The following is a 26,136-nucleotide window of genomic DNA, read 5'->3' as shown; positions in this document are numbered from 1 at the left end:
TCATGTAGGCACCGAAAAACGGATACGCCCGCGCTCGAGGTGCCCGGCCACCGTGATGCAGGCCACTTCGGCCCGGCAGGGGATGCGGTTGCCGAGCAGGTACTCGGCCAGCGGCACCTCCAGTTCGTGGCGGATGAACCGCTTGAGTGCACGGGCGCCGAACTCCACGTCATGCCCTTCGCTGGCCAGCTTGCCGACCACTGCCGCATCCAGTTGCAGGCGGCAGTGATGCTTGGCCAGACGCCGGTTCAGGCGCGACACTTCAAGCTCGACGATGCGCTCGCTCACTTCCTGTTCGATGGCGTTGAACACCACGGTGCTGTCGATGCGGTTGACGAACTCGGCAGAAAAACGCTTCACCAGGCGTCGCCGCACAACGGCCAGCAAACGCTCCCGTTGCCCTGCCCGCTGCCCCAGCAAACGCCGCAGCGATGCCAGTGGGCCAAGCCGGTGCTGGCGTATTTCGTCTGCCGCCAGGTTGCTGGTCATGAATACCAGGGTATTGCGGAAATTGAAGCTCTTTTCCCCGGAAGCCAAGCGCAGCAGGCCATTGTCGAACACATTGAGCAGCGCCTGGGACACCTCCTTGCTGGCCTTTTCCAGCTCATCGAACAGCACGATCCCCGGGCGCCCCTGGCTGCCGTCGAGCAGCGCCTGGTCGAACAGCGTGCGGCCCTCCTTGGCGCCAGCATAGCCCGGCGGCGCACCGGTCAGGGCAGCGGCGTAGTGCTCCTGGGCCAGCGTGTTCATGTCCACCCGGCAGAAGGCATCGGCATCACCGTGCAGTGCGCGGGCCAGGGCGCGCACGATCTCGGTCTTGCCAACCCCGGTCGGGCCGAGGAACAACGCCGTGAACAGTGGCCGGCGCGGGTCGAGAATATCCGCCCGCACCACCGTGAGCACATCTTCGATGGCCTGCAGGGCTTCGTCCTGGCCCAGTACTTCGCTGCGTAACACCTGCATGATAGCGGCGACATCGAAGCGGAATCGCGACTGCAGGGTGTCTTCGCTACGCAGGTGGGTTTCGACGATTGTCCGCGTGTGACAGTTTTCGGCATTCAGTGCAGCGCTGGAGGACGCGTCGCGGCGCGTCTGCTCCAGCAGGTCGTTCAAGAACGGCATGGTCTTCCCCTCAACGGTGAAACAGCGTGCCCGCAGGCACGCCGGGCACGCCCTTTAGCGGGCTTCCTTTTCCTTCGCGTCGTAGGGAAGGTTGCCAACCGGGCACTGCGCCACCCCCGAGGTGCGCCGGGTAATGGCCTCGACATTTTCGCGGGCCTTCTCGGCATCCAGCACCCAGGTGCGGTAGAAGTCGAACGGGCATTCGGCGATGCCACGGTCACCGTCGCCGGACAAATGCATGCCGCTGTAACCGCGGTGCAGAATCTTGTACAGGTGGTTTTGTGACTGGTCGTTCTGCCGCGCATCGCGAATCTGCGAGATCGACAGCTGGGCGTACTGAATGCCCATTTCCTCTTCACCACACTCGCCCAGGGTGCGGCCATCGAAACCGATGATCGCCGAGTGGCCGAAGTAGGAATACACACCATCGAAGCCGGCGGCGTTGGCCACTGCCACGTAGCAGTTGTTGGCCCAGGCCATGGCTTTGGCCATCAGCACCTGCTGGTCCTTGGCCGGATACATGTAGCCCTGGCAACGCACGATCAGCTCGGCGCCTTTCATGGCGCAGTCGCGCCAGATTTCCGGGTAGTTGCCGTCATCGCAGATGATCATGCTGATTTTCAGGCCCTTGGGGCCATCGGCAACGTAGGTCTGGCCGCCGGGGTACCAGCCTTCGATCGGGCACCAAGGGATGATCTTGCGGTACTTCTGCACGATCTCGCCGTTGTTGTCGATCAGCACCAGGGTGTTGTAGGGCGACTTGCGCGGGTGCTCTTCATGGCGTTCGCCGGTCAGCGAGAACACGCCCCAGACATTGGCCTTGCGGCAGGCCTGGGCGAACACTTCGGTTTCCACGCCGGGTACGGCCACGGCGGTTTCCATCATTTCTGCCGGGTCGTACATGATGCCCTGCAGGCTGTACTCCGGGAAAATCACCAGGTCCATGCCCGGCAACCCCTGCTTCATGCCGACAATGATGTCGGCGATCTTCCTCGCGTTTTCGAGCACTTCATCGCGGGTATGCAGGCGCGGCATCTTGTAGTTGACCACGGCCACACCGACGGTGTCGTTGCTGCTGGAAATATCACCATGACGCATGTTGAACACCTCTTGTTGTTATTTTTCAGGGACGACAAAAAGCCCTCTCCGCATGCGGAGAGAGCTCATTTGCTCTTGGGGGTTCGGGGTGGAGGCAGCGGCATCGCCATTGATGCGCAGCTCCTGACAACCAACGGTATATGTCGGGTGTGGCGGCTTGTCAACCCGGCAACAGCTGCTGCCTCTTCAGGCGCCGAGTGAGCCCAGCACGCGTTGTAGCCTGTCCCGGGTCGTATCCGTGCACGCTTGCATCGGCTCGCGCAGCTCGTCTGCCATCAGGTTTTGCAACTGCAACGCTGCCTTCACCACCGTCGGGTTGGGCTCGGCAAACGCCAGCTTGATCCAGGGCAGCAACTGGTAGAACGTGCCACGCGCTGCCACCCAGTCACCGCTGTCGACCTGCTGCTGCATGCGCACATACAGGTCGGCGCGCACGTGCGCGGAGGCTGAAATGGCCCCGGCCCCCCCCAGGCACAGGTTGTTGAAGATCTGCAGGTCTTCACCGGCCAGCACCTGGGCATGGCCATCCTCGATCAGGGCCAGGGTGGTCTCGCTGTCGCCGCTGCAATCCTTGACCGCTGCAATGCGCGGGTGGCGCACGATTCGGCGCAGGGTTTCACGCTCGATGCGCACGCCCGTGCGATAGGGAATGTCGTATACGATCACCGGCACGCGGGCGGCATCGGCCACAGTGGCGAAGAAGGCTTCGAGACCGGCCTGCGAAGGGCGGATGTAGCACGGTGCGGGGACTAGCAACCCGCCAATGTCACGCTGCTGGACTTCAGCCTGAAACGCTAGCAGCTCACGCAGGTTGTAACCCGACAGGCCCATCACCACCCTGCCTGGCTCCACCCAGGCCAGCACCGCATCCAGCACCGCCAGCTGCTCGGCCTTGGACAGTGCCGCCGCCTCACCCGTGGTACCGCACACCACAAAACCGGCCACGCCGTCCTCGAGCAGCTTCTTCACCAACTTTTCCAAGGCGGCAAAGTCGATTTCATTGGCGCGCATTGGCGTGACGAGGGCGATCCAGATACCACGGAAATTCGACATGCAAAAACTCCTGATGTTGACCGAAAGTCAGCGTCAGAGGGTGAAGAGCCGAAGTGGTCTGGCAGGGATACCTGGCGCCTTCTGTCTCGTCAGCCCACCTGACGAGACAGCGCGCCTCGGTCAGATGAGCGGCTGTTTCTTGGATTTCTTGGCAACGGCAACGCACGCGCCTGCCTGGGCAATGAAGCCCGAAGCGATGATGGCGTGGTTGGACATGGACATGGGGGAAAGCCCGTTGCGTGGATTAGGCTGGATAATGGTGGAGCGACACGCGGGGTGTCAACCCTCGACCTTGCTGCAGCGTCGCAAAGCTCGAAGCCGGCTCAGTGCAGAAGCCTGAACTTTCGTTCACCGTGCATACAGCGACATTTCGGGCGATGACTTGATGAGAAAAGGTTATGCCGGCAGGCGAATGCCTGGATGTGCGGTATGGTTACCCGGTAAGCAAAACCTGATTTGCGGAGACCCACATGTTTCGTGTTTTTGAACGCTGGCTCGACCCCTTCCCCCCTGACGAAGTGCCGCCACCCCCGGTGGGCCTGCTGCGCTTCATGTGGGCCTGCACCCGGGGCGCCCGTGGCTATATCCTTGCCCTGGCCCTGCTCAGTGCCGGGGTATCGGTTTACGAAGCCTGGCTGTTTGCCTTCCTCGGCCAGGTGGTCGACCTGCTCTCGAACTGGCAGGCCGGGGGCGCCGTAGGTGCTGAGGAAAGCCGCGTGTTGTGGGGCATCGGTATCGTCCTGGTGGCCAGCATCGGGCTGGTGGCAATGCGTACCATGGTTCAGCACCAAGTGCTGGCGATCAACTTGCCGCTGCGGTTGCGCTGGGACTTTCACCGGCTGATGCTGCGCCAGAGCTTGTCGTTCTTCTCTGACGAGTTTTCGGGCCGGGTCACTACCAAAGTGATGCAGACAGCCTTGGCGGTACGCGAGGTGCTGTTCACCGTCATCGAAATACTGCCCGGTATCGGCGTGTATTTCATTGCAATCATCGCCCTGGCGGGTGGTTTTGCCCTGAAGCTGATGCTGCCGTTCATTGCCTGGCTGGCTCTGTTCGGGCTGGCGATGCTGTACTTCGTGCCGCGCCTGGGCAAGGTCGGGCAGGAACAGGCCAACGCGCGGTCGTCGATGACCGGGCGGGTTTCCGATGCCTACACCAACATCACGACGGTAAAGCTGTTCTCGCACTCCAGGCGCGAAGCGCACTTCGCCCGTGCGGCCATGGAGGACTTCAAGCAGACCGGCTTTCGCCAGATGCGCCTGGTCAGCCAGTTCGAAATCGTCAACCAGGCGCTGGTGGTGGGCTTGATCTTCGGCTCCGGCGGCTATGCGCTGTGGCTGTGGCACCAAGGCCAGGTCGGCACCGGTGCAGTCGCGGCAATCACCGCCATGGCCCTGCGTATCAACGGGATGTCGCACTGGATCATGTGGCAGATGACCTCGTTGTTCGAGAGCATCGGCACCGTGCAGGACGGCATGGCCACCCTCACCCGCGGCCCCAAGGTGCAGGATGCAACCGATGCAGGCGAACTGGTGACCCAGGGCGGCGCAGTAACGTTCGACAAGGTCAGCTTCAACTACAACGGCGAGCGCCAGGTGTTGAACGACCTGAGCCTGCACATTCGCCCAGGCGAAAAGGTCGGGCTGGTCGGCCGCTCAGGCGCAGGCAAATCCACCTTGATCAACTTGCTGCTGCGCTTCTATGACGTGGACAGCGGTGTCATCCGCATTGATGGGCAGGACGTCGCCAAGGTCACCCAGGACAGCCTGCGCAGCGCCATCGGCATGGTCACACAAGACACTTCGCTGCTACACCGCTCGATCCGCGACAACATCGCCTACGGCCGCCCGGATGCCACCGAAGCGCAGATCCGCGCTGCTGCGGTCAATGCCCAGGCCGATGGGTTCATCAGCCAGCTCAGTGACCGCCAAGGCCGCAGTGGCTACGACACACTGGTGGGTGAACGCGGTATCAAGCTGTCCGGCGGTCAGCGCCAGCGCATCGCCATTGCCCGAGTGATGCTGAAGAACGCACCGATCCTGCTGCTGGACGAAGCCACCAGCGCGCTGGACTCGGAAGTGGAAGTGGCCATTCAGGAAAGCCTGGATGAAATGATGCAAGGCAAAACCGTCATCGCCATCGCCCACCGGCTGTCGACGATTGCGGCCATGGACCGTCTGATCGTGATGGATGAAGGCCGCATCATCGAGCAAGGTACCCACGCTGAGTTGCTGGCGAAAAAGGGCACCTATGCCCGGCTGTGGCAACACCAGAGCGGCGGGTTCCTGGGTGAGGACCAAGGAGTGGCCGAGGCGGTGGAATAGGCCTTAGCCAAACACATGCGAGGGGCGGCGCAGCACCGGGTCGAACGGGTTCACCCGCTCGCCGATCGCCGCCGCCTCACGCTTGAGCAAGGCCACCACAGTCGGCATGCGGTTAGGCCCAAGGCGGTCGCTGATGGTCGCCACGCTCAGCGCAGCCACAGCGTGGCCGTTGCGGTCGAGAATCGGCACAGCCAGGCCGGCCATGCCGTCGAGTACCCCGGTATTGCGCCCGGCATACCCCAGGCTGCGCACATTGTCGATTTCGGCACGCAGCAGCACTTCGTCGTAATGGTGAAAATCCTTGAGCCGCGGCAGGTTGTAACGGATCACCTCGTCACGTTCTTCCTCAGGCAGGAAAGCCAGAATGGCCAGGCTGCCCTGCCCCACGCCCAACGCCACACGGCCGCCGATGTCGCCGGTAAAGGTGCGGATCGGGTAAGGCCCTTCGCTGCGGTCCAGGCACACGGCGTCAAACCCCGAACGCGCCAGCAGAAACAGCGAATCCCCCAGCGAAGCCGACAGCCGCAACAGGCTGGGGCGCACCACATCGCGCAAATTGCCGGCCTGCCCGGCCTTGGCCGCCAGGGCAAAGAAATCCAGGCTCAGGCGGTAGCGCTTGGTGGTCGCACACTGGTCGACCATGCCCTCTTCGATCAGGCTGCGCAGTAACCGGTGTGTGGTGGGCTGTGCCAGGCCAACCCGCTGGGCCAGCTGGCTGACCTTCTCGCCCTCGCCACCGCAATCACCCAGCGCACGCAACACGGCGAACAAACGGGACACGGCACTGACACCCACTTCCCTGGCTTGCTCATTTCGTTTATCGGAATCCATTTTTCGCTAAACCCTTTCAAATTTCATTGAGTGGAATAATTTCAAAATAGCTGTCACTCAGTGAAATTACCCTTTGTCGCCATCCTAATCATTGCCCTACTCTCCGGTCCATAGGGCGATATCACAACATCGGCCGCCGCCACAGAAGCGAGCGCCAACGTCCGTAAAAGCATTGCTTTTCGCCGCTGGCGCTCTGCCCACCCTGAAACTGCCGGTTCATCCCGGTTCCGTTTGCGATGGAGCACAGCCATGACCTTTCTGTTGATCGACAAACTCTGCAAGCGCTATGGCGCCACGGAGGCCGTGGCCAGTTCGTCACTGGCCATCGAAAAAGGCGAGTTTGTCTCCCTGCTCGGCCCTTCCGGCTGCGGCAAGACCACCACCCTGCAGATGATTGCCGGCTTCGTCGAGGTCACCAGTGGCCGCATCGTGCTCGATGGCCGCGACATCACCCACGCCAAACCAGCCAGCCGCGGCCTGGGCGTGGTGTTCCAGAGCTACGCGCTGTTCCCGCACATGACCGTGCGCGACAACGTTGCCTTTGGCCTGCGCATGCGCAAGGTGGTCAATGCCGACGTCGCCCGCCGCGTCGACCAGGCGTTGGCGCTGGTGCGCCTGGACAAGCATGCCGACCGCTACCCACGGGAATTGTCCGGCGGCCAGCGCCAGCGCGTGGCACTGGCACGCGCGCTGGTGATCGAACCGCCCGTGCTGCTGCTGGACGAGCCGCTGTCCAACCTGGACGCACACCTGCGTGAAGAAATGCAGTTCGAGATCTGCCGTATCCAGAATGAAGTCGGCATTACCACGTTGATGGTCACCCACGACCAGGCCGAAGCCTTGTCGATCAGCGACCGGGTGGTGGTGATGGAAGCCGGGCGCATCACCCAGGTCGATGACCCTTACCGTCTCTACGAACACCCGGGCACACCGTTCATTTCCGACTTTGTCGGCAAGGCCAACCGCCTGCGTGGTGTCACCGGCCCCGGCGGCCAACCGCAGGCAGCGCCCCAGGGGCCGCTCACCCTCAGCCTGCGCCCGGAAAAGATCAGCCTCGGCCCGGCGGGCAGCGGCAAACTGGCAGGGCGCATCAGCTGCCGCTACTTCCTCGGCAGCCAGTGGCTGTACCGCGTTGATACTGCCCTGGGCAACCTGGCCGTGGTCCGCGCCAACGATGGCAGCGCGCCGCTGGACGAAGGTGCGCCGGTTGGCCTGGACTGGAACGATGCCCTGCTGCGGGTGCTGAATGCGGCCGAGGTGGCGGCATGAGTACGGCAAAACTGCGCAACAATGCCTGGGGCTACGGCCTGAGCAGCCCGGCCCTGCTGTTGTTCCTGGCCTTGCTGGTGATGCCGCTGGGGCTGACCGTGCTGCTGTCGTTCAACGCGTTCGACTACACCAGCGGCATCCAGGCCGGCCAGTACACCCTCAGCCATTACCTGAGCCTGGTGACCGACACCTATTACTACGAGATTTTCTTCCGCACCTTCTGGATCAGCGCCCTGGTCACCTTGCTGTGCGTGCTGATCGGCATCCCCGAGGCCATGGTGCTTAGCCGCATGGGCGCGCCGTGGCGCTCGATCTTTCTGATCCTGGTGCTGACCCCGCTGCTGATTTCGGTGGTGGTGCGCGCCTTCGGCTGGAGCCTGCTGCTGGGCTCTGACGGCCTGATCAACCAAGGCATCAGCGCCCTCGGTGGGCAGCCGGTAAAGCTGTTGTACACCCCGTTCGCGGTGATCATCGGCCTGGTCCACGTGATGCTGCCGTTCATGATCATCCCGGTATGGACCTCGTTGCAGAAGCTCGACCCGGCCGCCGAACAGGCTGCACTGTCGCTGGGCGCCAGCCAGTGGACGGTGTTCCGCCGCATCGTGCTGCCACAGATCATGCCGGGCGTGCTGTCGGGCACGCTGATCGTGTTCGGCCTGGCGGCCAGCTCGTTCGCCATCCCCGGGCTGCTGGGCGGGCGCCGACTGAAGATGGTCGCCACCATGATTTACGACCAGTACCTGGCCGAACTGAACTGGCCGATGGGCGCCACCATCGCGGTCGCCCTGCTGCTGATCAACCTGCTGGTGATGCTCAGCTGGAACCGGCTGGTGGAACGCCGCTACAAACGCGCACTTGGAGTTTGAACCCATGACCCGTAACGGCCCGCTGGCCCTGTCTTTTCACGCCCTGGTGATGCTGTTCATGCTCGCCCCGCTGGTGGTGGTGTGCCTGGTGGCATTCACCCCGGAAAACACCCTGAGCCTGCCCACCGCCGGCTTCTCGCTGCGCTGGTTCAGCGCCGTGTTCGAGCGCGCCGACTTCCTTGACGCGTTCTACAACAGCCTGAAACTCGCCGCCCTGGCGGCCTCGCTGGCCACCCTGATCGCCGTACCCGCTGGCCTGGCGCTGACCCGCTACAGCTTCCCGGGCCAGGGCTTTGTCAACGGGCTGCTGCTGTCACCCATCATCATCCCGCACCTGGTGCTGGGTGTAGCCCTGCTGCGGCTGTTCGCCTTGCTTGGGGTCAATGGCAGCTTCGCCTGGCTGGTGTTTGCCCATGTGGTGGTCATTACACCCTACGTGCTGCGCCTGGTGCTGGCTGCCGCCATTGGCATCGACCGCAGCGCCGAGCAGGCCGCACAGAGCCTGGGCGCAGGCCGCGTCACGCTGTTCTGCAAAGTGACCCTGCCGATGATCTTGCCGGGGGTGGCCGGTGGCTGGCTGCTGGCGTTCATCAACAGCTTCGACGAAGTCACGCTGTCGATCTTCGTCACCTCACCCGCCACGCAGACTCTGCCCGTGCGCATGTACGTGTACGCCACCGAATCGATCGACCCGATGATGGCCGCCGTTTCGGCACTGGTGATCGCCGTCACCGCCCTGACCATGGTCGCCCTGGACCGGGTTTACGGCCTGGACCGCGTCCTGGTGGGCAAGCAATGACAAGGAATGCCCCTATGCCCCTGTTCAAGCGCGTGGCCGAGCACGACCGCGAGCCGCTGCCCTTTTTGCTCGACGGCCAGCCAGCCCAGGGCATGAACGGCGACACCCTGCTGACCGCTATCCTGACCAATGCCACGCACCTGCGCGGCAGCGATTTCAGCGCCGAGCCGCGCGCCGGTTTCTGCCTGATGGGTGCCTGCCAGGACTGTTGGGTACGCCTGCAGGATGGGCGCCGGGTGCGCGCCTGCTCGACCTTTCTGGAAGCCGGCCAGTGCATCACCCGCGATCCGGGGCGCCGGCCATGACTGCAATCGTGATCATCGGTGCCGGCCCCGCCGGCATCCGCGCCGCGCAAACCCTGGTGGCCCACGGCGTTCGCCCGGTGCTGTTGGACGAAGCCAGCCGCGGCGGTGGGCAGATCTACCGCCAGCAGCCAGCCAACTTTCGCCGGTCGGCCAAGGCGTTGTACGGTTTCGAGGCTGGCAAGGCACAAGCCGTGCATACCACCCTTGAGCAACTGCGCGGGCAACTCGACTACCGCCCGGATACCTTGGTGTGGAACGCCGAGCAGCAGGTGCTGGACACCTTGCAACAGGGCGAGTTGGCCGACCGCCTGGCGTTCGACCGGGTGATTGTCGCCACCGGCGCCACCGACCGCGTGTTGCCGATCCCCGGCTGGACCTTGCCTGGGGTCTATACCCTGGGCGCCGCACAGATTGCCCTGAAGTTCCAGGGCTGCGCCATCGGCGAGCGGGTGGTGCTGGCAGGCAGTGGGCCGCTGTTGTACCTGGTGGCCTATCAGTACGCCAAGGCCGGCGCCACGGTCAGCGCAGTGCTCGACACCTCGCCGTTCAGCGCCCAGGTACGTGCCCTGCCACGCCTGCTGCTGCAGCCGGGCACCTTTGCCAAAGGCCTTTACTACCGCGCCTGGCTTGCCCGCAAAGGCATACCGGTGCACCAGGGAGTAACCCTGCTCGGCATTGACGGCGAACAACGCGCCAGCGGCGTTCGCTGGTCACTCAACGGTCAGCAGCATCAGCTGCCCTGCGACGCCGTGGCCTTCGCCCACGCCCTGCGCAGCGAAACCCAGCTGGCCGACCTGCTGGGCTGCGAGTTTGCCTGGAACACCCTCAACCGCGCTTGGCTACCGGTACGTGACCCCCAGGGCCGCGCCAGCAGCCCCGGCGTGTACCTGGCGGGCGACGGTGCCGGCATCCTGGGTGCCGATGGTGCGGAAATGACCGGTGAACTGGCAGCCCTGACGCTGCTGGACGATCTCGGCAAGCCTGGCAACCCGCAACGCCAGCGACAGCTGGAAAAGCGCTTGGCCACGTTGCAGCGCTTTCGTCAGGGCCTGGAGCAAGCCTTCCCGTTCCCCGAACAATGGGCCAGCCAAGCCTCCGACCTGCTGACCGTGTGCCGTTGCGAGCAGGTCAGCGCCGGGGAAATCCGCGCAACCGTGCGCGCCGGGCACTGGGAAATCAACCGGGTCAAGGCCATGTGCCGGGTCGGCATGGGCCGCTGCCAAGGCCGTGTGTGCGGCGCCGCTGCCGCCGAGCTGATTGCCTGCGAAAGCGGTCGGCCCCTTGATCAGGTCGGGCGCTTGCGCGGCCAGGCACCGGTCAAGCCGCTGCCCTTTGGTCTGGAGATAAAGCCATGAGGCTGCTTGAAGTGGACGCCATCATCGTGGGTGCCGGCATCGTCGGCAGCAGCGCTGCCTTGACCCTGGCCCGTGCTGGCCAGCAGGTGGCGCTGCTGGAACGCGACTTCTGCGGTTCGCATTCCAGCGGGGTGAACTACGGCGGCGTGCGCCGTCAGGGACGCTCGCTGGCCCAGCTGCCGTTGTCGATGCGCGCCCATGCCATTTGGGGGCAGCTGCGCGAATGGATCGGCATCGACGGCGAGTACGCCCGCAGCGGCCACCTGAAGCTGGCCCGCAGCGAAACCGATTTCGATGCCCTGAAGGCCTATGCACGCCGTACCCAGGCCTTTGACCTGCGCCTGCAACTGCTGGAACGCCGCGAGCTGCGCCAACGCTTTCCCTGGGTGGGCGACATCGCCGTCGGTGCCTCGTATTGCCCCGAGGATGGCCACGCCAACCCTCGCCTTGTATCGCCGGCGTTCGCCCAGGCAGCCCGGCACAGCGGTGCCGAGGTGCACGAGCAGTGCAACGTGCTTGATGTGGACCACGACGGCCAGCGCTTCAGCGTACACACCAGCACCGGCCAGTGCTTCAAGGCACCCTGGCTGTTGAACTGCGCCGGCGCCTGGTCGGCGCAGCTGGCCGAACAGTTCGGCGAACCGGTGCCACTCACCGCCGCCCACCCGGCCATGCTGGTCACCGAGCCGCTGCCGCTGTTCATGACCGCCAGCACCGGGGTCGAAGGCGGCGGTATCTACGCCCGCCAGGTAGCGCGTGGCAACTGCGTGCTCGGCGGCGGGCGCGGCTTTGCCCTGACCCCGACCACCGCACGCCCGGGCCAGGCCGCCGTGCTCGACATATTGCGCAACGCCACTGAGCTGTACCCGGCCCTGGCCGGTGCCCAGGCCGTCCGCACCTGGAGCGGCACCGAAGGCTACCTGCCCGACGACGAACCGGTGCTTGGCCCCAGCCTGCACCGACCCGGCCTGCTGCACGGCTTCGGCTTTGCCGGCGCGGGTTTCCAGATTGGCCCGGCGGCGGGTGAAGCACTGGCGCAATGCATCCTGCAGGGCACACCCGCCATCAGCCTCGCGGCCTTCTCCATCCACCGTTTTCAGCCCAACCACCACCACAAGGAAAACCTGTCATGACGCACAAGCAACGTTTGCTCGCCCTGTTCTGCACCGTGCCCGGCCTGTTCGCCTGCCTGCCCGCCATGGCCCAACCCACGCTGTACCTGGGCATGAACGGTGGCACCATGGAACGGCTGTTCAGCGACAACATCCTGCCCCGGTTCGAGAAGGCCAACGATGTAAAGGTGGTGATCGTGCCCGGTACGTCGGCCGACATCCTGGCCAAGGTCCAGGCTACGCCGAACAAGCCGTCGATCCATGTGATGGTGCTGGATGACGGCATCATGTACCGCGCCATTGGCATGGGGCTGTGCAGCACGCTCAAGCCCAACCCAACCCTGGCCCAGCTGCCGGAAAAAGCCCTGATCAAGGACAAGGCCGCCGCCGTCAGCCTGGGGGTAACCGGGCTGGCCTACAACAGCCGCCTGTTCAAGGAAAAGGGCTGGGCCGCACCCACCTCGTGGAATGACCTGGCCGACCCGCGCTTCAAAGACAAGGTAGTGTTCCAGTCGATGGCCTCGTCCACCTTCGGCCTGCACGGTTTTCTGATGTACAACCGCCTGCACGGCGGCACCGATACCGACGTCAACCCGGGCTTCGCTGCCTGGAAGCAGAACGTTGGCCCGAACGTGCTGGAGTACATCCCCAACTCGGCCAAGCTCTCGGAAATGGTGCAAACCGACGAAGCCGCGCTGTTCCCGCTCACCCCCACCCAAGTGACGGCACTGAAGCTCAAAGGCATCCCGGTGGAGTACGCAGCGCCCAAGGAAGGCGCCGTGGTGCTCAACCAGGCCGAATGCGTCACCGCCAACAACGACCAGCCGGAGCTTGCGCAAAAGCTCGCCGAATTCCTGCTGAGCCCCGAAGCGCAGGCTCCGGCTCTGGAGCTAGGTGACCAGATCCCGTCCAACCCCAACACCCCGACCAGCGACAAGACCCGTGGTCAGGTCGAGGCCATGCAGACCTACCTGCAAACGGCCGTTACCATCGATTGGGACCAGGTCAATACCCAACGTCCGGAATGGAACGCCCGCTGGAATCGCCAGATCGAGCGATAGGCCGACGCCACCTGGCCCGCTGGCCGGTACCTCGGATGCCGGCCAGCGGGCGCACCACCCGCTTGAGCCATCTGTAAACGTAAGAATGCTCTGCCCTGCACAGGCGCGGACAGGGCTTCTGCACGCCTGCAAAACGGCTCAGGCACCCCTTGCATCACGCTGCCACCTAACTAGAACAAGCAAACGGAGCATGAAATGAGCATCAACACACTCGGCGTCACCGCCCTGTTGCTGGCGTCTGCCAGCCCCTTGCTGCAGGCCAGCGAGCAGTCCGAATCGGCGGGTTTCATCGAAGGCAGCAAGCTGTCTGTCAAGGCACGCAACATGTACATGCAGCGTGACAACCGCGCCAGCGGCGCACGGCAAAACTACGGCGAGGAATGGGCCCAGGGCTTTATCGGTACCTTTCAGTCCGGCTTCACCCAAGGCACCGTCGGCTTTGGCATCGACCTGATCGGCCAGTACGCCTTCAGGCTCGACACGGGTGACGGCCGCACGGGGGGCGGTACGGGCTTGCTGGAGCAGGACAACCATGGCGCCAAGCAAGACATGAGCAAAGCCGGGGCAGTGCTGAAAATGCGCGCGTCCAACACCGTGCTCAAATACGGCACGCAGGTCATGGCAGTGCCTGTGCTGGCCACCTCCGACAGCCGCCTGCTGCCGGAAACCGTCGACGGCTTCTCGCTCACCAGCAAGGAAATCCGCAATCTGCAGTTGGACGCGGGGCACTTCACCGGCCTGACCAACCGCAACCAGTCATCCCGCGACAGCGGGCGCATGACCGCCGTGGACTACCTGGGCGGGGTGTACACGTTCAATGAGCGGCTCTCCAGCAGCCTGTACTACGCCAAAACTGCCGAGCACTTTCGCAAGTACTACGTGAACACCCGCTACCTGTTGCCGCTGGGTTCCGGCCAGTCGCTTAAGTTCGACTTCAACGCCTACGACACGCAAAGCATCGGCCAGGCCCGCAGTGGCGACCTGGACAACCGCATCTGGAGCCTGGGGGGGACCTGGACGCTGGGCGCTCATGCCTTCACCCTGGCCTACCAGAAGGTGTCCGGCACCGGCGACTACGTGTACGGGCCAGACGGCAACGCGGTCTACAACTTTGCCAACTCGGTGCAGTACTCGGACTTCGACTACGAGAACGAAAAGTCCTGGCAGGCCCGATACGACCTGAACATGGCCGCTTATGGCGTACCAGGGCTGAGCTTCATGACCCGCTATGTGAAAGGCACCGACTTCAAGAGCGGCACCGGCGGCGACCTGGATGGCAAGGCCTGGGAGCGTGACGTTGAAGTACGCTATGTGGTGCAGGCCGGCGTAGCCAAGGACTTGTCGTTCCGGGTGCGGCAGGCCAGCTACCGTAGCTCCGAGCGTGGCGGCCAGATTGATGAAGTGCGGGTGATTACCGAGTACCCGCTCAATATTTTCTAAGGGTATGTACTGCCCGCTCCTAAGGGATTGCGCAAGCCCGGCACTCTGCACGATACCTGTGGGAGCGGGCTTGCCCGCGAAGATGGCTACGCAATTCCCCAGCCATGCCGCCTCAAGCCATCACTGGCTGCAACAACGCCTGCGCTTCATACAGTGTCGGCACATACCGCAACCGAATTTCATCCACGCTCAGGCGCGAAGCATGGGTCGTGATGGTGAGCGTTGCTTTCAACTGCCCGGCCCGATCCAGCAGCGGTACCCCCAACACACGCATACCCATCTCATATTCCTGGTCGACAATACAGAAGCCCTGCGTTTTCACCCGCAGCAACTCCGCCTCCAGCAGCCCACGGTCAGTCTGTGTGTAAGGCGTCAGTGCCCGCAGCGGGTTGCGTGCAAAGTAGTCATCCCGCTCGCTTTCATCCAGCCAAGCCAGCCATATCCGTCCCCCCGCCGTGCAATACATCGGCACCCGCGAACCAGGCCTGATCGACAACGACGCCACATGGCTGTAGCGGCTGCGCACCAGGTGGATGATCTCGTCGCCATCGCGGGTGCCCACTGATACATGCTCCTGGGTCTGCCGCGCCACCTGCTCGACGATCGGCCGCAGCATGCGCGGCAGTTGCGCCGAGTCGACATACGCCTGGCCAAGGCGCAACGCCTTGGGCGTCAGCCAGTACTCGCGGCTGTCGGTTTCGGCAAAGCCCTCATGCACCAAAGTCAGTAAAAAGCGCCGGGTGGCGCTGGGCGTAAGGCCAGACAGCCTGGCTGCCTGCGGCACGCTCAGGCGTGGCTGCTCGGCGCTGAACAGCTGCATCAGGGCCAGGCCTTTCTGCAAGCCGGCAATCAGGTCACGGGGATGAATGGCGGGGGTGTTCATGCCTTCAACTCGCAAGTGGGGAGAAAAAACAGCCGATTAACGCGATAACCGGAACATGATTGCGATTATCGCACTAAACCACCGATTAGCGCATTGTTGCCCGCACCCCGCTGCTTCACGCTTGCCGTCATAACAACGCCAATAAGGAGGTCAGCATGATTCGTGGTTCCACTGAACTGGTCGCCATCGTCGGTTCGCCCATCGCCCAGGTGAAGTCCCCGGAAAACTTCAACACCTGGTTCACCCACAAAAACTGCAACCTCGCCATGCTGCCCATCGACCTGCACCAGGCGGCGCTGGACAGCTTTGCCGGCACCCTGCGCGGCTGGCAAAACCTGCGCGGCTGCGTGGTCACCGTGCCGTACAAGCAGGCCCTGGCCAACCGCCTGGATAGCCTGAGCGAACGTGCGGCGGCACTGGGGTCGGTCAATGTGATACGCCGCGAGCGCGACGGGCGCCTGCTGGGCGACAACGTCGACGGCGCCGGCTTCCTGGGCGCTGCGCGCAAACATGGCTTCAAAGCGACGGGCAAGCGGGCATTGGTGATCGGTTGCGGCGGTGTTGGCAGTGCCATCGCCTATGCGCTGGGCGAGGCAGGCATTGCCAACATTACCCTCAGCGACCCCAGCACAACGCGCATGGGGGCGGTGTGCGAACTGCTCGGCAATGCCTTCCCCGGGCTTACGGTCAGCACACAGTTCAGTGGGCTGGAAGACTTCGACCTGGTGGCCAACGCCTCCCCGGTCGGCATGGGCACAAGCGCAGAGCTGCCACTGCCCGCCGCCCTGCTGGCTACCCTGCAACCCGACACCTTGGTGGCCGACGTGGTCACTTCGCCCGAAATCACCCCACTGCTGAACCGCGCACGGCAAGTCGGCTGCCCGATCCAGACGGGCCCGGAAATGGCCTACGCCCAACTCGGCCACCTTGGCGCCTTCATGGGCGTGACGCCGCTGGAGATCTGAAGCCATGGCGACCCTTGAACACACACAACACAGCGTTGACCTGGTGGTACTGGGCAGTGGCGCCGGCGGCTTGGCTGCGGCGGCCACGGCGGCCTGCCGCGGGCTGAAGGTGCTGGTCGTGGAAAAGGCCGAACGCTTTGGCGGCACCTCGGCGATTTCAGGCGGTGCGGTATGGCTGTACGGCACCGATCAGGCCCGGGACGCGGGTGCCAAGGACTCCCCCGAGGCCATGCGCACCTACCTCAAACACGTCATCGGTGATGGCTACGACCCCATGCTGGGCGACGCCTTCATCGAGCATGGGCACCAGGCACTGCGTTGGCTGGAGCGCCACACCGAACTGCGCTATGCCTTACGCCCGCACTCACCCGATTATTACCCGGATGCACCCGGCGCCACGCAGTTCGGCCGGGCACTGGAAATGGTCGAGTACGACGGCAAGCACCTTGGCCCGCGCTTCAAGGACCTGCAGATGCCACCGCCCGGCATGCTGCTGTTCGGCGGCATGATGGTCAACCGCGTGGATATCCAGCATTTTCTCAGTATCCGCCGCTCGCCCGGCTCGCTGTGGCATTGCCTGAAACTGATAGTGCGCTACACGCGGGACCGCCTAAAGCACCCGCGTGGCACTCGGCTTACCACCGGCAACGCATTGATCGCCCGCCTGGCCACCAGTGCCTTCGCCCATGGCACGCAACTGTGGTTGCGCAGCGAAGCCGAAGAGCTGATTGTCGAGCAAGGCGTGGTGACCGGCGTGGTTGTACTGCACGAGGGCCGGCGTCAGCGGGTAATGGCACGTGGCGGTGTGGTGTGCGCCATGGGCGGGTTCGCTGCAGGCGCACTGGCCGCCAGCTACCGCCCCGCCCAAGAGGCGCCGCACCTGACCATGTCGCCCCCCTTCAACGACGGTGCCGCCCTGCGCCTTGGTCAGGCGGTGTCGGCCGCCGAGGGCGAAGGCCTGGCGGCCAACTTCTTCTGGGCGCCGGTTTCCGAACGGCGCCATCCCGGTGGCCAGCGGGAGCGCTTCCCGCACCTGGTCACCGACCGCGCCAAGCCTGGCGTGATTGCGGTAGACCCGACCGGGCGGCGCTTCGTCAACGAGTCCGACTCCTACCACCACTTCGTGCAGACCATGTTCGCCAACGGCATTGCCAGCTGCTGGCTGGTGTGCGATGCCGAGGCGATGAACCGCTATGGGCTCGGCCTGGCGCGGCCGAAGCCTGTGAACAACCAGGCGTTGATCGACGCCGGCTACCTGTACCGGGCCGCGACACCGCAAGCCCTGGCCCAGGCCATTGGCGTAGAGCCCAAAGTGTTCGCGCAAACCCTCGAGCAGTTCAACACGGATGCCCGCAATGGCATCGACCGTGCGTTCGGCAAAGGCGGCAACAGCTACAACCGCTACATGGGCGACCCGCAACACACGCCCAACCCCTGCCTGGCGCCGTTGAGCAACGGGCCGTTCTACGCCATCCGCATTCACACCGGCGACCTCGGGTCGGCCCGTGGCCTGGTGACCAACGCCGACGCCAACGTGCTTGACCGTAGCGGCCAGCCAATTGCCGGGCTGTATGCGGTCGGCAACGACATGAACTCACTGATGAAGGGCACCTACCCCGGCCCCGGCATCACCCTGGGCCCTGCCCTCACCTTCGGCTGGCTCGCTGCCAACCACATCACCGCGCGCCTGCAGGCGCCGGCCACCCACACGGAGACCCCGGCATGTACTACGAACTGAGAACCTACACCCTCGACCCACTGAAAATGGCCGACTGGCTAGCCCTGTACCAAAGCCATGCGCTGGACGTTCAAAGCGAACACCTGGGTAACCTGGTCGGCTTTTTCACCAGCGAGTTCGGCGACGTCAACCAGGTGGTGCACATCTGGGGCTATGCCAGCCTCGACGATCGCATCGCACGGCGCACAGCCATGGCAGCGGACCCGCGCTGGGCAGCGTTTTCGCGGCTTAACCGCGAGCTCGGGGCCGTTGTGCGCCTGCAATCGCGGCTGCTGCGGCCCACCGGTTTTTCGCCGCTGCAGTAAAGCGCGCCACCCTCTACCAACGCCTGAGCGGACCCCTTCATGCACCCCCTCGAATGTGACGTACTCGTCATTGGCTCCGGCGCTTCGGGCCTGGCTGCCGCCGTAACCGCCGCGCATCACGGCCTGCATGTGATCGTTGCGGAAAAAGCCCGCCAGCTGGGCGGCACCAGCGCCTGGTCGGGGGGCTGGTTGTGGATACCGCGTAACCCGCTGGCCATCGCCGAAGGCATCGTCGAAGCCGACGATGCCCCAGAGCGCTACCTGCGTGCGCAAACCCACACCCACGAACTGGACCCGCGTCAACGTGCGTTCCTGCGCCATGGCCCGGAAATGGTGGCGTTTTTCCAGCAGCACACGGCGGTACAGTTCCAGAGCGGCAGCCGCATGCCCGACATGCGTGAAGGCGATGGCAGTGCACACGGCGGGCGCTCACTGTGTGCCCTGCCCTACGACGGGCGCCAGCTCGGGCCTTGGCTGCACACATTACGCCCACCGCTGGACATCGTCAGCCTGGCCGGCATGGGCATTGCCGGTGGCACAGACATGGCCGCCTTCTTCAACGCCACGCGCTCGGCCAAGGCGGCGCTGCATGTCAGCAAGCGCCTGCTGCGCCATGGGCGAGACCTGCTGCTGCATCGTCGCGGCCAGCAGTTGGTCAATGGCAATGCGCTGATGGCGCGCCTGCTACGCAGCGCCCTCGACCTTGATGTGACATTGCTGACCGACAAACCGGCCTGCCACCTGCTGGGCGAAGGCCGAGTCAGTGGCGCACTGTTTGCCGACGGCCAGGTCATCCAGGCACGCCGTGGTGTGGTGTTGGCCTGCGGTGGCTTCCCGCATGATCGCCAGCGCATCGCGCAACTGATGCCGCATGCGCCGCAGGGTGACCAGCACTACTCCGCTGCACCCAGGGAAAACAGCGGCGACGGCCTGCGGTTGGGTGAACAAGCCGGTGGCCTGGTCAGTACGGCACTGGCCCAGGCTGGCGCCTGGGCGCCTGTATCGAAGGTGCCATGCGGCGATGGCAGTTTCGGCCATTTCCCGCACCTGATGGACCGCGCCAAACCTGGCTTCATCGCGGTACGTCGCGATGGCCGACGCTTCGTAAACGAAGCCGATTGCTACCATGACTTCATGAACGCACTGTTCGCCGCAACACCGCACGGCGAAACACCTGAAGCCTGGCTGATCTGCGACCACGCAGCACAACGCCGCTATGGCATTGGCTGGGCCAAGCCCTTTCCGTTCTCAACCCGCTTCTATCAACGCCGTGGCTACTTGCACAGTAGCGCCAGCCTGGCGGAACTGGCGCAGCGCTGCGGGATCGATGCCGCGCAGCTGCAGCGCACGGTGCACGACTTCAACCGGCATGCAGCCCAAGGTGAGGACCCCGTATTCCAGCGTGGCGCATCGGCCTACAACCGGGCTCAGGGCGAACCGTTGCAAGCCCCCAACCCGTCGCTGCGGCCCTTGCTGCATGGGCCGTTTCACGCCGTGAAGCTACTGCCGGGCAGCCTGGGCACCTTCGCCGGCCTGGGCACCGACGCCTCGGCCCGGGTGCTGGACCGCGCAGGGCAGCCGATACCCGGGCTGTTTGCGGTGGGCAACGACATGCACAGCGTGATGGGTGGGCACTACCCCAGCGGCGGCATTACCCTTGGTCCGGGGATGACCTTTGGGTATCTGGCCGGTAGGGCGTTGAGCGGCTTGGGCTCGGCATGACCTCAGCGAGACATGGCGTCATAAAGGCTGTTCATGCGGTTGCCCGGTTTGAGCAACCTTGGTTGGCTGTTGCATTAACCCGCGTGGCAAGCGGAAACCTTTGAACGGTTGCTGGGTAATGGGGTTGAAGGCCTTTTCAGCATTCAACCGATAGCGCATTACACCGTCGCCTGTCCTGAAGCTCAGGTCCACGCTGGTCGCCGTTCGCCCATTGAGCGAGCCGCGGCTGAGCAAGCGGAACATCGACCATGGGCCACGGTATTCGAGGCTGCTGCTATTGCCGTTCTGCCTGAGTAAAGTCAGGTTGCTGCGTACCTGCTGCCCCATGGTATTGGGCCAGACGATACCGGTGATCTGGGTAGGCCCATGGGTGTAGGAGATCAACTGGCCATCCAGGTCCAGCAGGCTGGTACGCTGATTCGCACTGAGCCCCAACGGTTCGACACTGAACTGCACACTCAACTTGCCGCGCTGATCGAAGAAGGTTTCGCGAATACGTTCGGCCAGCTCGAGCTGCTCGATCACGTCGGGGCGAATCAGGGAATGCCCGTGCTGGCCAGACTGCAACGCCTCAAGGTTGTCCTTGAGGAAGACCTTGAGATACTGATCATCAAACTGCTTCAAACGCCCTTTGGGCCCAAAGAATGCTTCGAAGTCATCCAGTGAAGCATCAGGTGCCCTCACCACAAAGGGGTAGCGGCCTGCCAGACGTTGCTGGAAGAAGCTGTACACCTCAGCATCCCAACGTCGCTCCAGTTCGCGCAGTGCTTCAACGTTCAGCACTTTGGCTGTATGGTCGGCAAGCTTTCTGACCTGGTGGTTGATCGGTTCCGGCAAACCTGTGGCAACACGTTGCAGGGTGCCAATCGGGTCCTGCCCGGTCATCGAGAAGCGCTGATGCACGGCTTGCAGCGCAGCCTTGCCGCGGTCCGGGCTGTCCTGTACGGCCTTGGCATAGTCCAGCACAGCCGATACGGCACCCAGGGTTTCGTCGTAGTAGCTCGGTTTGTCTCCTGTCACCAGCAACATGGCGCCCAGGCCTGCAAAAGCCCGCTGGATGGCCTGTGCTTGCTGTTGCTCGGGGTTGCCTGTTTGTGGCCGCAACGAACCCACCTCGCCCGGTGCCTCGACAACTGTGGGTGACGCAAGCGACGTGTTATCCCTGACCGTATACAGCAGCCGCTGCAACGGTGCTGCCGGGCCAGTCAACTGCTCCAGAACGGTGACACCATGGTTCAGATCACGGAAGTCTGCCACGGTGAAGGCGTTCAAGGCGCGACGCCAGCTGTCGACGTAATCGGCGCTGTAAAGGTTGTGCAGCCGTTCGGTCAGCGCCTCTCGATCAACGCTCGAATAATCGAGCTGGGCGCGCTCCCCGAGCGCCCACTGATCGACCATCGCCATTTCAGCGAACCGCTGGCTGTGCGGTTCAAAGTACTCCCTGAAGCCTTTGGCTGTGAGCATGGGGGGCAGTTGCACATCCTCCTCCCCTTGCCTGGCCCCGAACGAAGGCTGATACACGACATCGAATGCAGGGCCTACCTGGTGACGCAGGTTCAGGCCGGTGTGCAATTGCTCGTGAGCCTGTTGCTTCAGCCCCTCATAAACCCGCTGTGGTAGAGGCAATTTACGCAATGCCTGCTGCACTTCGCTGACGCGCTCACGGTACTGCGGCAAATCGGTGTCAGCGTAGGCAAGGGCGTATTCCAAATGGTGCATGAGGTCTCGCTGCAACTGCCCCTGACCAGGGAACGCCTTTTGCCATTGGCGCGCCATCCAGTCTTCCACCCATTCAGGCCGGCGACTGTGGCGGTCCTCGATCATCCGGTAAACCCTGAGCGCCGCCATTTGTTGCTCGCTGCCCGGCGGTGCTGCGTTCATGGCATCGATCACACCGCTGGCCAAGGCCGGCAAAAAACGCCTGGACAACAAGCTGAGGTACGCTTCGTCAACCGTGGGGCCAATGTTGCGCCCTTGATAAAGGCCAAGATCGGCAACCCCTGGCCATGCCACGCGATAGTCGCCAAACACCGCCACCGCATCGCGGATCTGGTCCAGTGGCGCCAACAGGTTGCGCCCGGTCGGGTCTAGGCGCTGATCGACCTGGTGATGGCTGTACTCCTGGCTTTTGGCGAGCACGCTGGCGGCCTTGGACCCATTGATATCGAAATAGCGTTGCCAACTCGCCAAGGCGATGCTGAACGCAAGGATGCCCACGCCCGAGCTGACCCACAGCAGTTGACGCTTGCTGCGCGCCACCCGAACGTTGTCGCCCGCCAGGCCGGCCTCCTGATAGATGACCCGCCTGAAGGCTTGCTGAATGAAGAAGGCCAATGCCTTGCCTTGTGCCTTGCCTTCACGCAACGGAAGTTTCGTCTTGTAGGGTTGTGCGGCTTCACGCACAAAGGCATTGCGCATGTCGCCTTGCTGCATCACAGACGACCAATACACACCGCGTACCAGGGCGGGCGTGGAGTAACGGTCACTCACCAGGGTTTCGCGCAGAAATGCCAGCAGTATGGGGCGCAACCCGACCAGCTGCCCATACAGCGAAAACAGGCGCCCACAGGGTGGAGCCTTCACCAGTACATCCAGTTGATCGATGAGCTGCTCCTGCAACGTGCCGAGAAACCGACCGTAGTGCTCGTCATACTCATCCAGCCAGACGTCGAACGCGTCAACCGCATCCAGTTTGAAGGTAAACCCCAACAGGTTTTCGCGCCTGGCGGCCGAAAGCTTGCCGTAGAACTGATCGAAGCCGTCCAGCAAATCGAATTTGCTCAGTACCACGTAGAGCGGCAAGCGCGATCCCAGGTGGCTGCTCACTTCGTACAGGCGGGTGCGCAACCTGTGGGCCAGCGCAACGCGCTGCTCAGGCGTGCCATGCAGCAGTTCCGGCAAGTCGACGACCAGCACCACGCCGTTAAGCGCTCGCTGGCTGCGATTTCGCAGTAGCCAGCCCAACAGGTGGTCCCACAACCTGGCCTGGGCCCCCGGCACGAAGGAGGGCTCCGGCTCGGTGGGGGCGTCGGCTGTCGAGCCTGCCGCTGGCTGCTGACGGATGAACGCACCGGGTGGGTCGATGAGCACGGCATCGTCGCTGACCCACCAGCCCACCGGATAGGCCAGCGCTTCAGTCTGCCGCCCTTGTGCCTGGACCTGATCGATACGCGTCAGGGTAAAACGCTGATCGGTGCAGTCGATGAAGCTGGTTTTACCGGCCTGTTCATCACCCATCACCAGGTACCAGGGCAGCCGGTACAAGGCACGTGGCCCACCGGCATTGTCAAGATACCGGTCAAGCCCTTGGCTCAGCGCCTTCTCTTGCGCCTGCACCAACGGCAGCGCGCGATCCCGTTCGGCAGCCTGTGCCTGCCGGCGCTCCGCTTGCAATCGACGAAAGCGTCTACGCAGCACCACCAGCCAGCCTATTAGCGGCACGAGCATGAGTACCAGGCTTGCCACGCTGCGGTGCGCCACACTGGCCAGTGGCTGTTGCTCACGCCACGTCCATTGCGGGCCGAGCCACCAGATGGCGACCAGCAGCAGCGTTGCCGCCAACCCAAGTAACACCGGCAGCGCCAGGCCAATGCGCGTTACCCACGGCAAGCCCCAACCTTTGAATTGCTTCCATATATGATTCATCGAGGCTCCTGGTCCTTGTGTTGATCAGCCAGCGTTGGAGGGGCTGCGTACTGCTGAAGCCGCTGGAATACCTCTGGCTCCCACGCACTGGCGGTGGTTTGCTGCATCGTACGGGCAACGCCGGCGCACAAGTCCTGGGCCAGCCATGACACGCCCCGTGCGGCCAGCAAGTCGGCTGCGATCATGGTGGTATGGCAGCGGTCCCGAGGGGTACCCAGGTCCGCTTGCAGTGCTTGCAGCCTCAGCAGCACGGGCTCTACGCCGCCGCTGTCCAGCTGGCCGGCCAGTTCCTCGTGCAGGCCACCAAACGCGTGAGGCGGGGCCGCTTGGCCAGAAGGCCCTTGCGCGCCCTTGAGCCACGCCAGGCATTGGTCATCGACAAATACCAATCCGTCGCTGAAGCACAGCTGCTGAAGTGCCGGCATGCGCTGTACAAACCGGGCGGTCGCGCAACGGATGGCCTCAGCCACATCGCTCATCGCCAGCCGCGTGGCGACAGTTGCAGCCAGAAAGCTGCCACGAATCCAGTAGGGGCACGCCGCCACGCTCTTTTCGATGCGCTGAAGCAAGGCCGGGTCAATCGCTGTGCTGGCAATGGCCTCTTCATAAACCCGCGTTATATCCAGTGGCACCGCCATCAATTCCGTGCGGGTGCCTTGCCTGGCCGGAGGCGCCGCCTGAATGTGTGCCCACAAACCGAAACGCCGTAACTGGTAGCCGGTTGGGTCGTAAGGATCCTGCTGGTTGATGAGTTCGGCCATGGCCAGTATGGCCCGTCGTGTCTCACGTTCACTGCCCATCGACACACGCGGCATGGGCGCGGCGATGACATCGGCCAGCGGCGTAGGCTTCACGTTTACAGCGGGCGCCTTGGGCACGGCAGCCTCGCCGGCACCGCTGACACGTTCAGTGTGTTTGCACAGCAGGCGCTCCAGCCCGTCGAGAACAGCAGCCTCCAGCTGTGCCGCGTGCTGTTGTTGCAGGTGTTTCAACGCCGCCTGCGCTGCTGCGGCATGGGCAGGGGTATAAGTGAAACGGTCGAGACGCGGCAGCGCCTCGGTCAAGCGGTTGATCACCAGCCCGACCAGCCTGCGCTTGGTCAGGAAGCCTTTCGGCCCTGGCTTGGGGTGGGCGGGTTCCCAATAGCACTCGATCATGCCGGCCAGCAACGCCAAGGTATCTCCCCAACGCTCCCAGCAGCGGCTGCGTAACCAGGCGGCACTCAAGTGCGCGACGATTCGCAGGTGCTTGCATTGCCGGCTCAGGTACTGACAGGACGCCTCTTCGATGTACACCCAGTCGATCATCGCCTCCTGCAGCCCGCCCAGCTTGACCATCTCCTGGTCGATCGCCTGGTAGGTTTCGTCCTCGACATCGAACAGGCCAGCCGGTACTGCCGGATCGATCGGCGCCAGCAGTCGCGTGAGCTTGCCCCCTGACACCTGCGCTACCACCGGCATGTGTTTCGCGCCTGGCTGATCAACGGGCTCAGCCCTTGTGCATCGAAGATCAACCCGTCGAGCTCGCTGTGCTCACTCACAACTTCGATGCGATGAGCGCCAATCAGCTTCCTGATCTGCTCGATCGCTGGCAAGCCCCGGCCGGCATCGATTACCTGCCCGTTCTCCATGACCTGCCAGGGCGTTTCACGGGTAGACCAGCCCTGCCCTGTCAGCCGTACCTTGACCCAGCTTGCCTCGATGGGGCGTTTGGCAATCAGTTGCAACCGGGAGATGGCCTGGATGCAACTGATTGCCAGGTAAGCAGGTTCGTTACCCGATGCGATGGCAGGCGCTGATATCACGAGCGCTGAAACGCCGGCACCGTCATCGGTTCGGCTACCGATGTGAAACGTCAGGTCATCTGGCGCCCGCGCTGCTTCATTCGCCATCACGCGCAACACGCTCGGGGCCTGCTGCTCTGGTGCAGACCACTGCCGTTCTGCCGTGAATGCCGGCGTGTTCGCAGCCTGGTCGAAACAGGCCAGTCGCTCGACGTTCGACACAATCCGTGAACAGTCCCGCGTGGGGCCTGCCAGTACCGGCTGCAAACAAAACAGCAACGAAAGACCGGCGCCATATACAGAACGGTTAATCATCCTGATTCACTCTCCAAAAACAGTACAAACGCCTATATGACCGCACCCATTTTCCTATAAACACATATAGGCTCACACGCCAAAAAATAGCCAGCCAAAACAAAACCGGACGGAGACTAATACACAGCGACGACTGAACACAAAC

At 63.6% G+C, this 26,136-nt stretch carries 22 protein-coding genes; 14 read left to right on the top strand and 8 right to left on the bottom strand.

Annotation, left to right across the window (positions count from 1 at the left end):
- The 3 genes from D906_RS10340 to dapA all read right to left on the bottom strand — a co-directional run bounded on the left by D906_RS10340 (position 1) and on the right by dapA (position 3,273).
- Entirely contained in the window at positions 1-1,122 is a 1,122-nt protein-coding gene (locus D906_RS10340; RefSeq protein ID WP_027615152.1) for an AAA family ATPase, read from the bottom strand.
- Positions 1,123-1,176: 54 nt separating this feature from the next.
- Positions 1,177-2,220 (bottom strand): aliphatic amidase, encoded by a 1,044-nt coding sequence (locus tag D906_RS10335; protein WP_027609037.1) that lies wholly within the window; start codon positions 2,218-2,220, stop codon positions 1,177-1,179.
- 186 nt (positions 2,221-2,406) lie between these two features.
- Entirely contained in the window at positions 2,407-3,273 is an 867-nt protein-coding gene (gene dapA, locus D906_RS10330) for a 4-hydroxy-tetrahydrodipicolinate synthase (RefSeq protein ID WP_025753218.1), read from the bottom strand.
- Here dapA and D906_RS26600 point away from each other — a divergent pair.
- Entirely contained in the window at positions 3,272-3,613 is a 342-nt protein-coding gene (locus D906_RS26600; RefSeq protein ID WP_025753219.1) for a hypothetical protein, read from the top strand. The two genes, dapA and D906_RS26600, sit on opposite strands and share 2 nt — an antisense overlap.
- 130 nt (positions 3,614-3,743) lie before the next feature.
- A complete protein-coding gene (locus D906_RS10325; protein ID WP_019099342.1) occupies positions 3,744-5,597 on the top strand; it encodes an ABC transporter ATP-binding protein in 1,854 nt (617 codons plus the stop codon).
- Positions 5,598-5,600: 3 nt separating this feature from the next.
- On the opposite strand, the gene D906_RS10320 is transcribed toward D906_RS10325, so the two are convergent.
- Positions 5,601-6,428 (bottom strand): IclR family transcriptional regulator, encoded by an 828-nt coding sequence (locus D906_RS10320; RefSeq protein ID WP_027609039.1) that lies wholly within the window; start codon positions 6,426-6,428, stop codon positions 5,601-5,603.
- A 249-nt stretch (positions 6,429-6,677) separates the two neighbouring features.
- Here D906_RS10320 and D906_RS10315 point away from each other — a divergent pair, with 249 nt between their 5' ends.
- The 8 genes from D906_RS10315 to D906_RS10280 all read left to right on the top strand — a co-directional run bounded on the left by D906_RS10315 (position 6,678) and on the right by D906_RS10280 (position 14,635).
- The gene (locus D906_RS10315; RefSeq protein ID WP_027609040.1) at positions 6,678-7,697 is read left to right on the top strand and encodes an ABC transporter ATP-binding protein; all 1,020 of its coding nucleotides are present in this window, start codon (positions 6,678-6,680) and stop codon (positions 7,695-7,697) included.
- Positions 7,694-8,563 carry an ABC transporter permease gene (locus D906_RS10310; protein ID WP_019099339.1) on the top strand — a complete coding sequence of 290 codons (870 nt, stop codon included), beginning with the start codon at positions 7,694-7,696 and terminating at the stop codon, positions 8,561-8,563. The genes D906_RS10315 and D906_RS10310 overlap by 4 nt, the downstream gene beginning before the upstream one ends.
- Before the next feature lie 4 nt (positions 8,564-8,567).
- On the top strand, positions 8,568-9,362 hold the full coding sequence (locus D906_RS10305; protein ID WP_016714351.1) for an ABC transporter permease: 795 nt from the start codon (positions 8,568-8,570) through the stop codon (positions 9,360-9,362).
- A gap of 14 nt (positions 9,363-9,376) precedes the next feature.
- The gene (locus D906_RS10300) at positions 9,377-9,667 is read left to right on the top strand and encodes a (2Fe-2S)-binding protein (RefSeq protein WP_016714352.1); all 291 of its coding nucleotides are present in this window, start codon (positions 9,377-9,379) and stop codon (positions 9,665-9,667) included.
- Entirely contained in the window at positions 9,664-11,022 is a 1,359-nt protein-coding gene (locus tag D906_RS10295; protein WP_019099338.1) for an NAD(P)/FAD-dependent oxidoreductase, read from the top strand. Before D906_RS10300 ends, D906_RS10295 begins: the two co-directional genes overlap by 4 nt.
- Positions 11,019-12,155: an FAD-binding oxidoreductase gene (locus D906_RS10290; RefSeq protein WP_027615151.1), complete on the top strand. Its 1,137-nt coding sequence runs from the start codon at positions 11,019-11,021 to the stop codon at positions 12,153-12,155. Before D906_RS10295 ends, D906_RS10290 begins: the two co-directional genes overlap by 4 nt.
- Positions 12,152-13,195 (top strand): polyamine ABC transporter substrate-binding protein, encoded by a 1,044-nt coding sequence (locus D906_RS10285; RefSeq protein ID WP_019099336.1) that lies wholly within the window; start codon positions 12,152-12,154, stop codon positions 13,193-13,195. Before D906_RS10290 ends, D906_RS10285 begins: the two co-directional genes overlap by 4 nt.
- 195 nt (positions 13,196-13,390) lie before the next feature.
- The gene (locus D906_RS10280; protein WP_019099335.1) at positions 13,391-14,635 is read left to right on the top strand and encodes an OprD family porin; all 1,245 of its coding nucleotides are present in this window, start codon (positions 13,391-13,393) and stop codon (positions 14,633-14,635) included.
- 112 nt (positions 14,636-14,747) lie between these two features.
- On the opposite strand, the gene D906_RS10275 is transcribed toward D906_RS10280, so the two are convergent.
- Positions 14,748-15,518, bottom strand: coding sequence for an IclR family transcriptional regulator (locus tag D906_RS10275; protein ID WP_019099334.1), 771 nt, complete (start codon positions 15,516-15,518; stop codon positions 14,748-14,750).
- Between the two features lie 155 nt (positions 15,519-15,673).
- Between D906_RS10275 and D906_RS10270 the strand changes: the two genes are divergently transcribed.
- The 4 genes from D906_RS10270 to D906_RS10255 are packed head-to-tail and all read left to right on the top strand — an operon-like array spanning position 15,674 to position 20,248.
- Positions 15,674-16,483: a shikimate dehydrogenase gene (locus D906_RS10270; protein ID WP_027615150.1), complete on the top strand. Its 810-nt coding sequence runs from the start codon at positions 15,674-15,676 to the stop codon at positions 16,481-16,483.
- 4 nt (positions 16,484-16,487) lie between these two features.
- Positions 16,488-18,221, top strand: a complete 1,734-nt coding sequence (locus D906_RS10265) for an FAD-dependent oxidoreductase (RefSeq protein WP_027615149.1) — start codon at positions 16,488-16,490, stop codon at positions 18,219-18,221.
- Positions 18,206-18,526 carry an NIPSNAP family protein gene (locus D906_RS10260; protein WP_025753224.1) on the top strand — a complete coding sequence of 107 codons (321 nt, stop codon included), beginning with the start codon at positions 18,206-18,208 and terminating at the stop codon, positions 18,524-18,526. The genes D906_RS10265 and D906_RS10260 overlap by 16 nt, the downstream gene beginning before the upstream one ends.
- A gap of 39 nt (positions 18,527-18,565) precedes the next feature.
- Complete coding sequence (locus D906_RS10255; protein WP_027615148.1) at positions 18,566-20,248, top strand: FAD-dependent oxidoreductase; 1,683 nt, start codon at positions 18,566-18,568, stop codon at positions 20,246-20,248.
- A gap of 18 nt (positions 20,249-20,266) precedes the next feature.
- Here D906_RS10255 and tssM read toward each other — a convergent pair whose 3' ends face one another.
- The 3 genes from tssM to vasI are packed head-to-tail and all read right to left on the bottom strand — an operon-like array spanning position 20,267 to position 25,991.
- Entirely contained in the window at positions 20,267-23,893 is a 3,627-nt protein-coding gene (tssM, locus tag D906_RS10250) for a type VI secretion system membrane subunit TssM (RefSeq protein WP_027615147.1), read from the bottom strand.
- Positions 23,890-25,353 carry a type VI secretion system protein TssA gene (tssA, locus tag D906_RS10245; RefSeq protein ID WP_027615146.1) on the bottom strand — a complete coding sequence of 488 codons (1,464 nt, stop codon included), beginning with the start codon at positions 25,351-25,353 and terminating at the stop codon, positions 23,890-23,892. The genes tssM and tssA overlap by 4 nt, the downstream gene beginning before the upstream one ends.
- Positions 25,341-25,991 carry a type VI secretion system-associated protein VasI gene (gene vasI / locus D906_RS10240; protein WP_027609046.1) on the bottom strand — a complete coding sequence of 217 codons (651 nt, stop codon included), beginning with the start codon at positions 25,989-25,991 and terminating at the stop codon, positions 25,341-25,343. Before vasI ends, tssA begins: the two co-directional genes overlap by 13 nt.
- Positions 25,992-26,136: the final 145 nt, after the last annotated feature.

Origin of the sequence: Pseudomonas sp. LAIL14HWK12:I1 (assembly GCF_003202095.1) — a bacterium.
GTDB classification, from domain to species: Bacteria; Pseudomonadota; Gammaproteobacteria; order Pseudomonadales; family Pseudomonadaceae; genus Aquipseudomonas; species Aquipseudomonas monteilii.
This window is presented reverse-complemented; position numbering and strand designations above follow the sequence as displayed.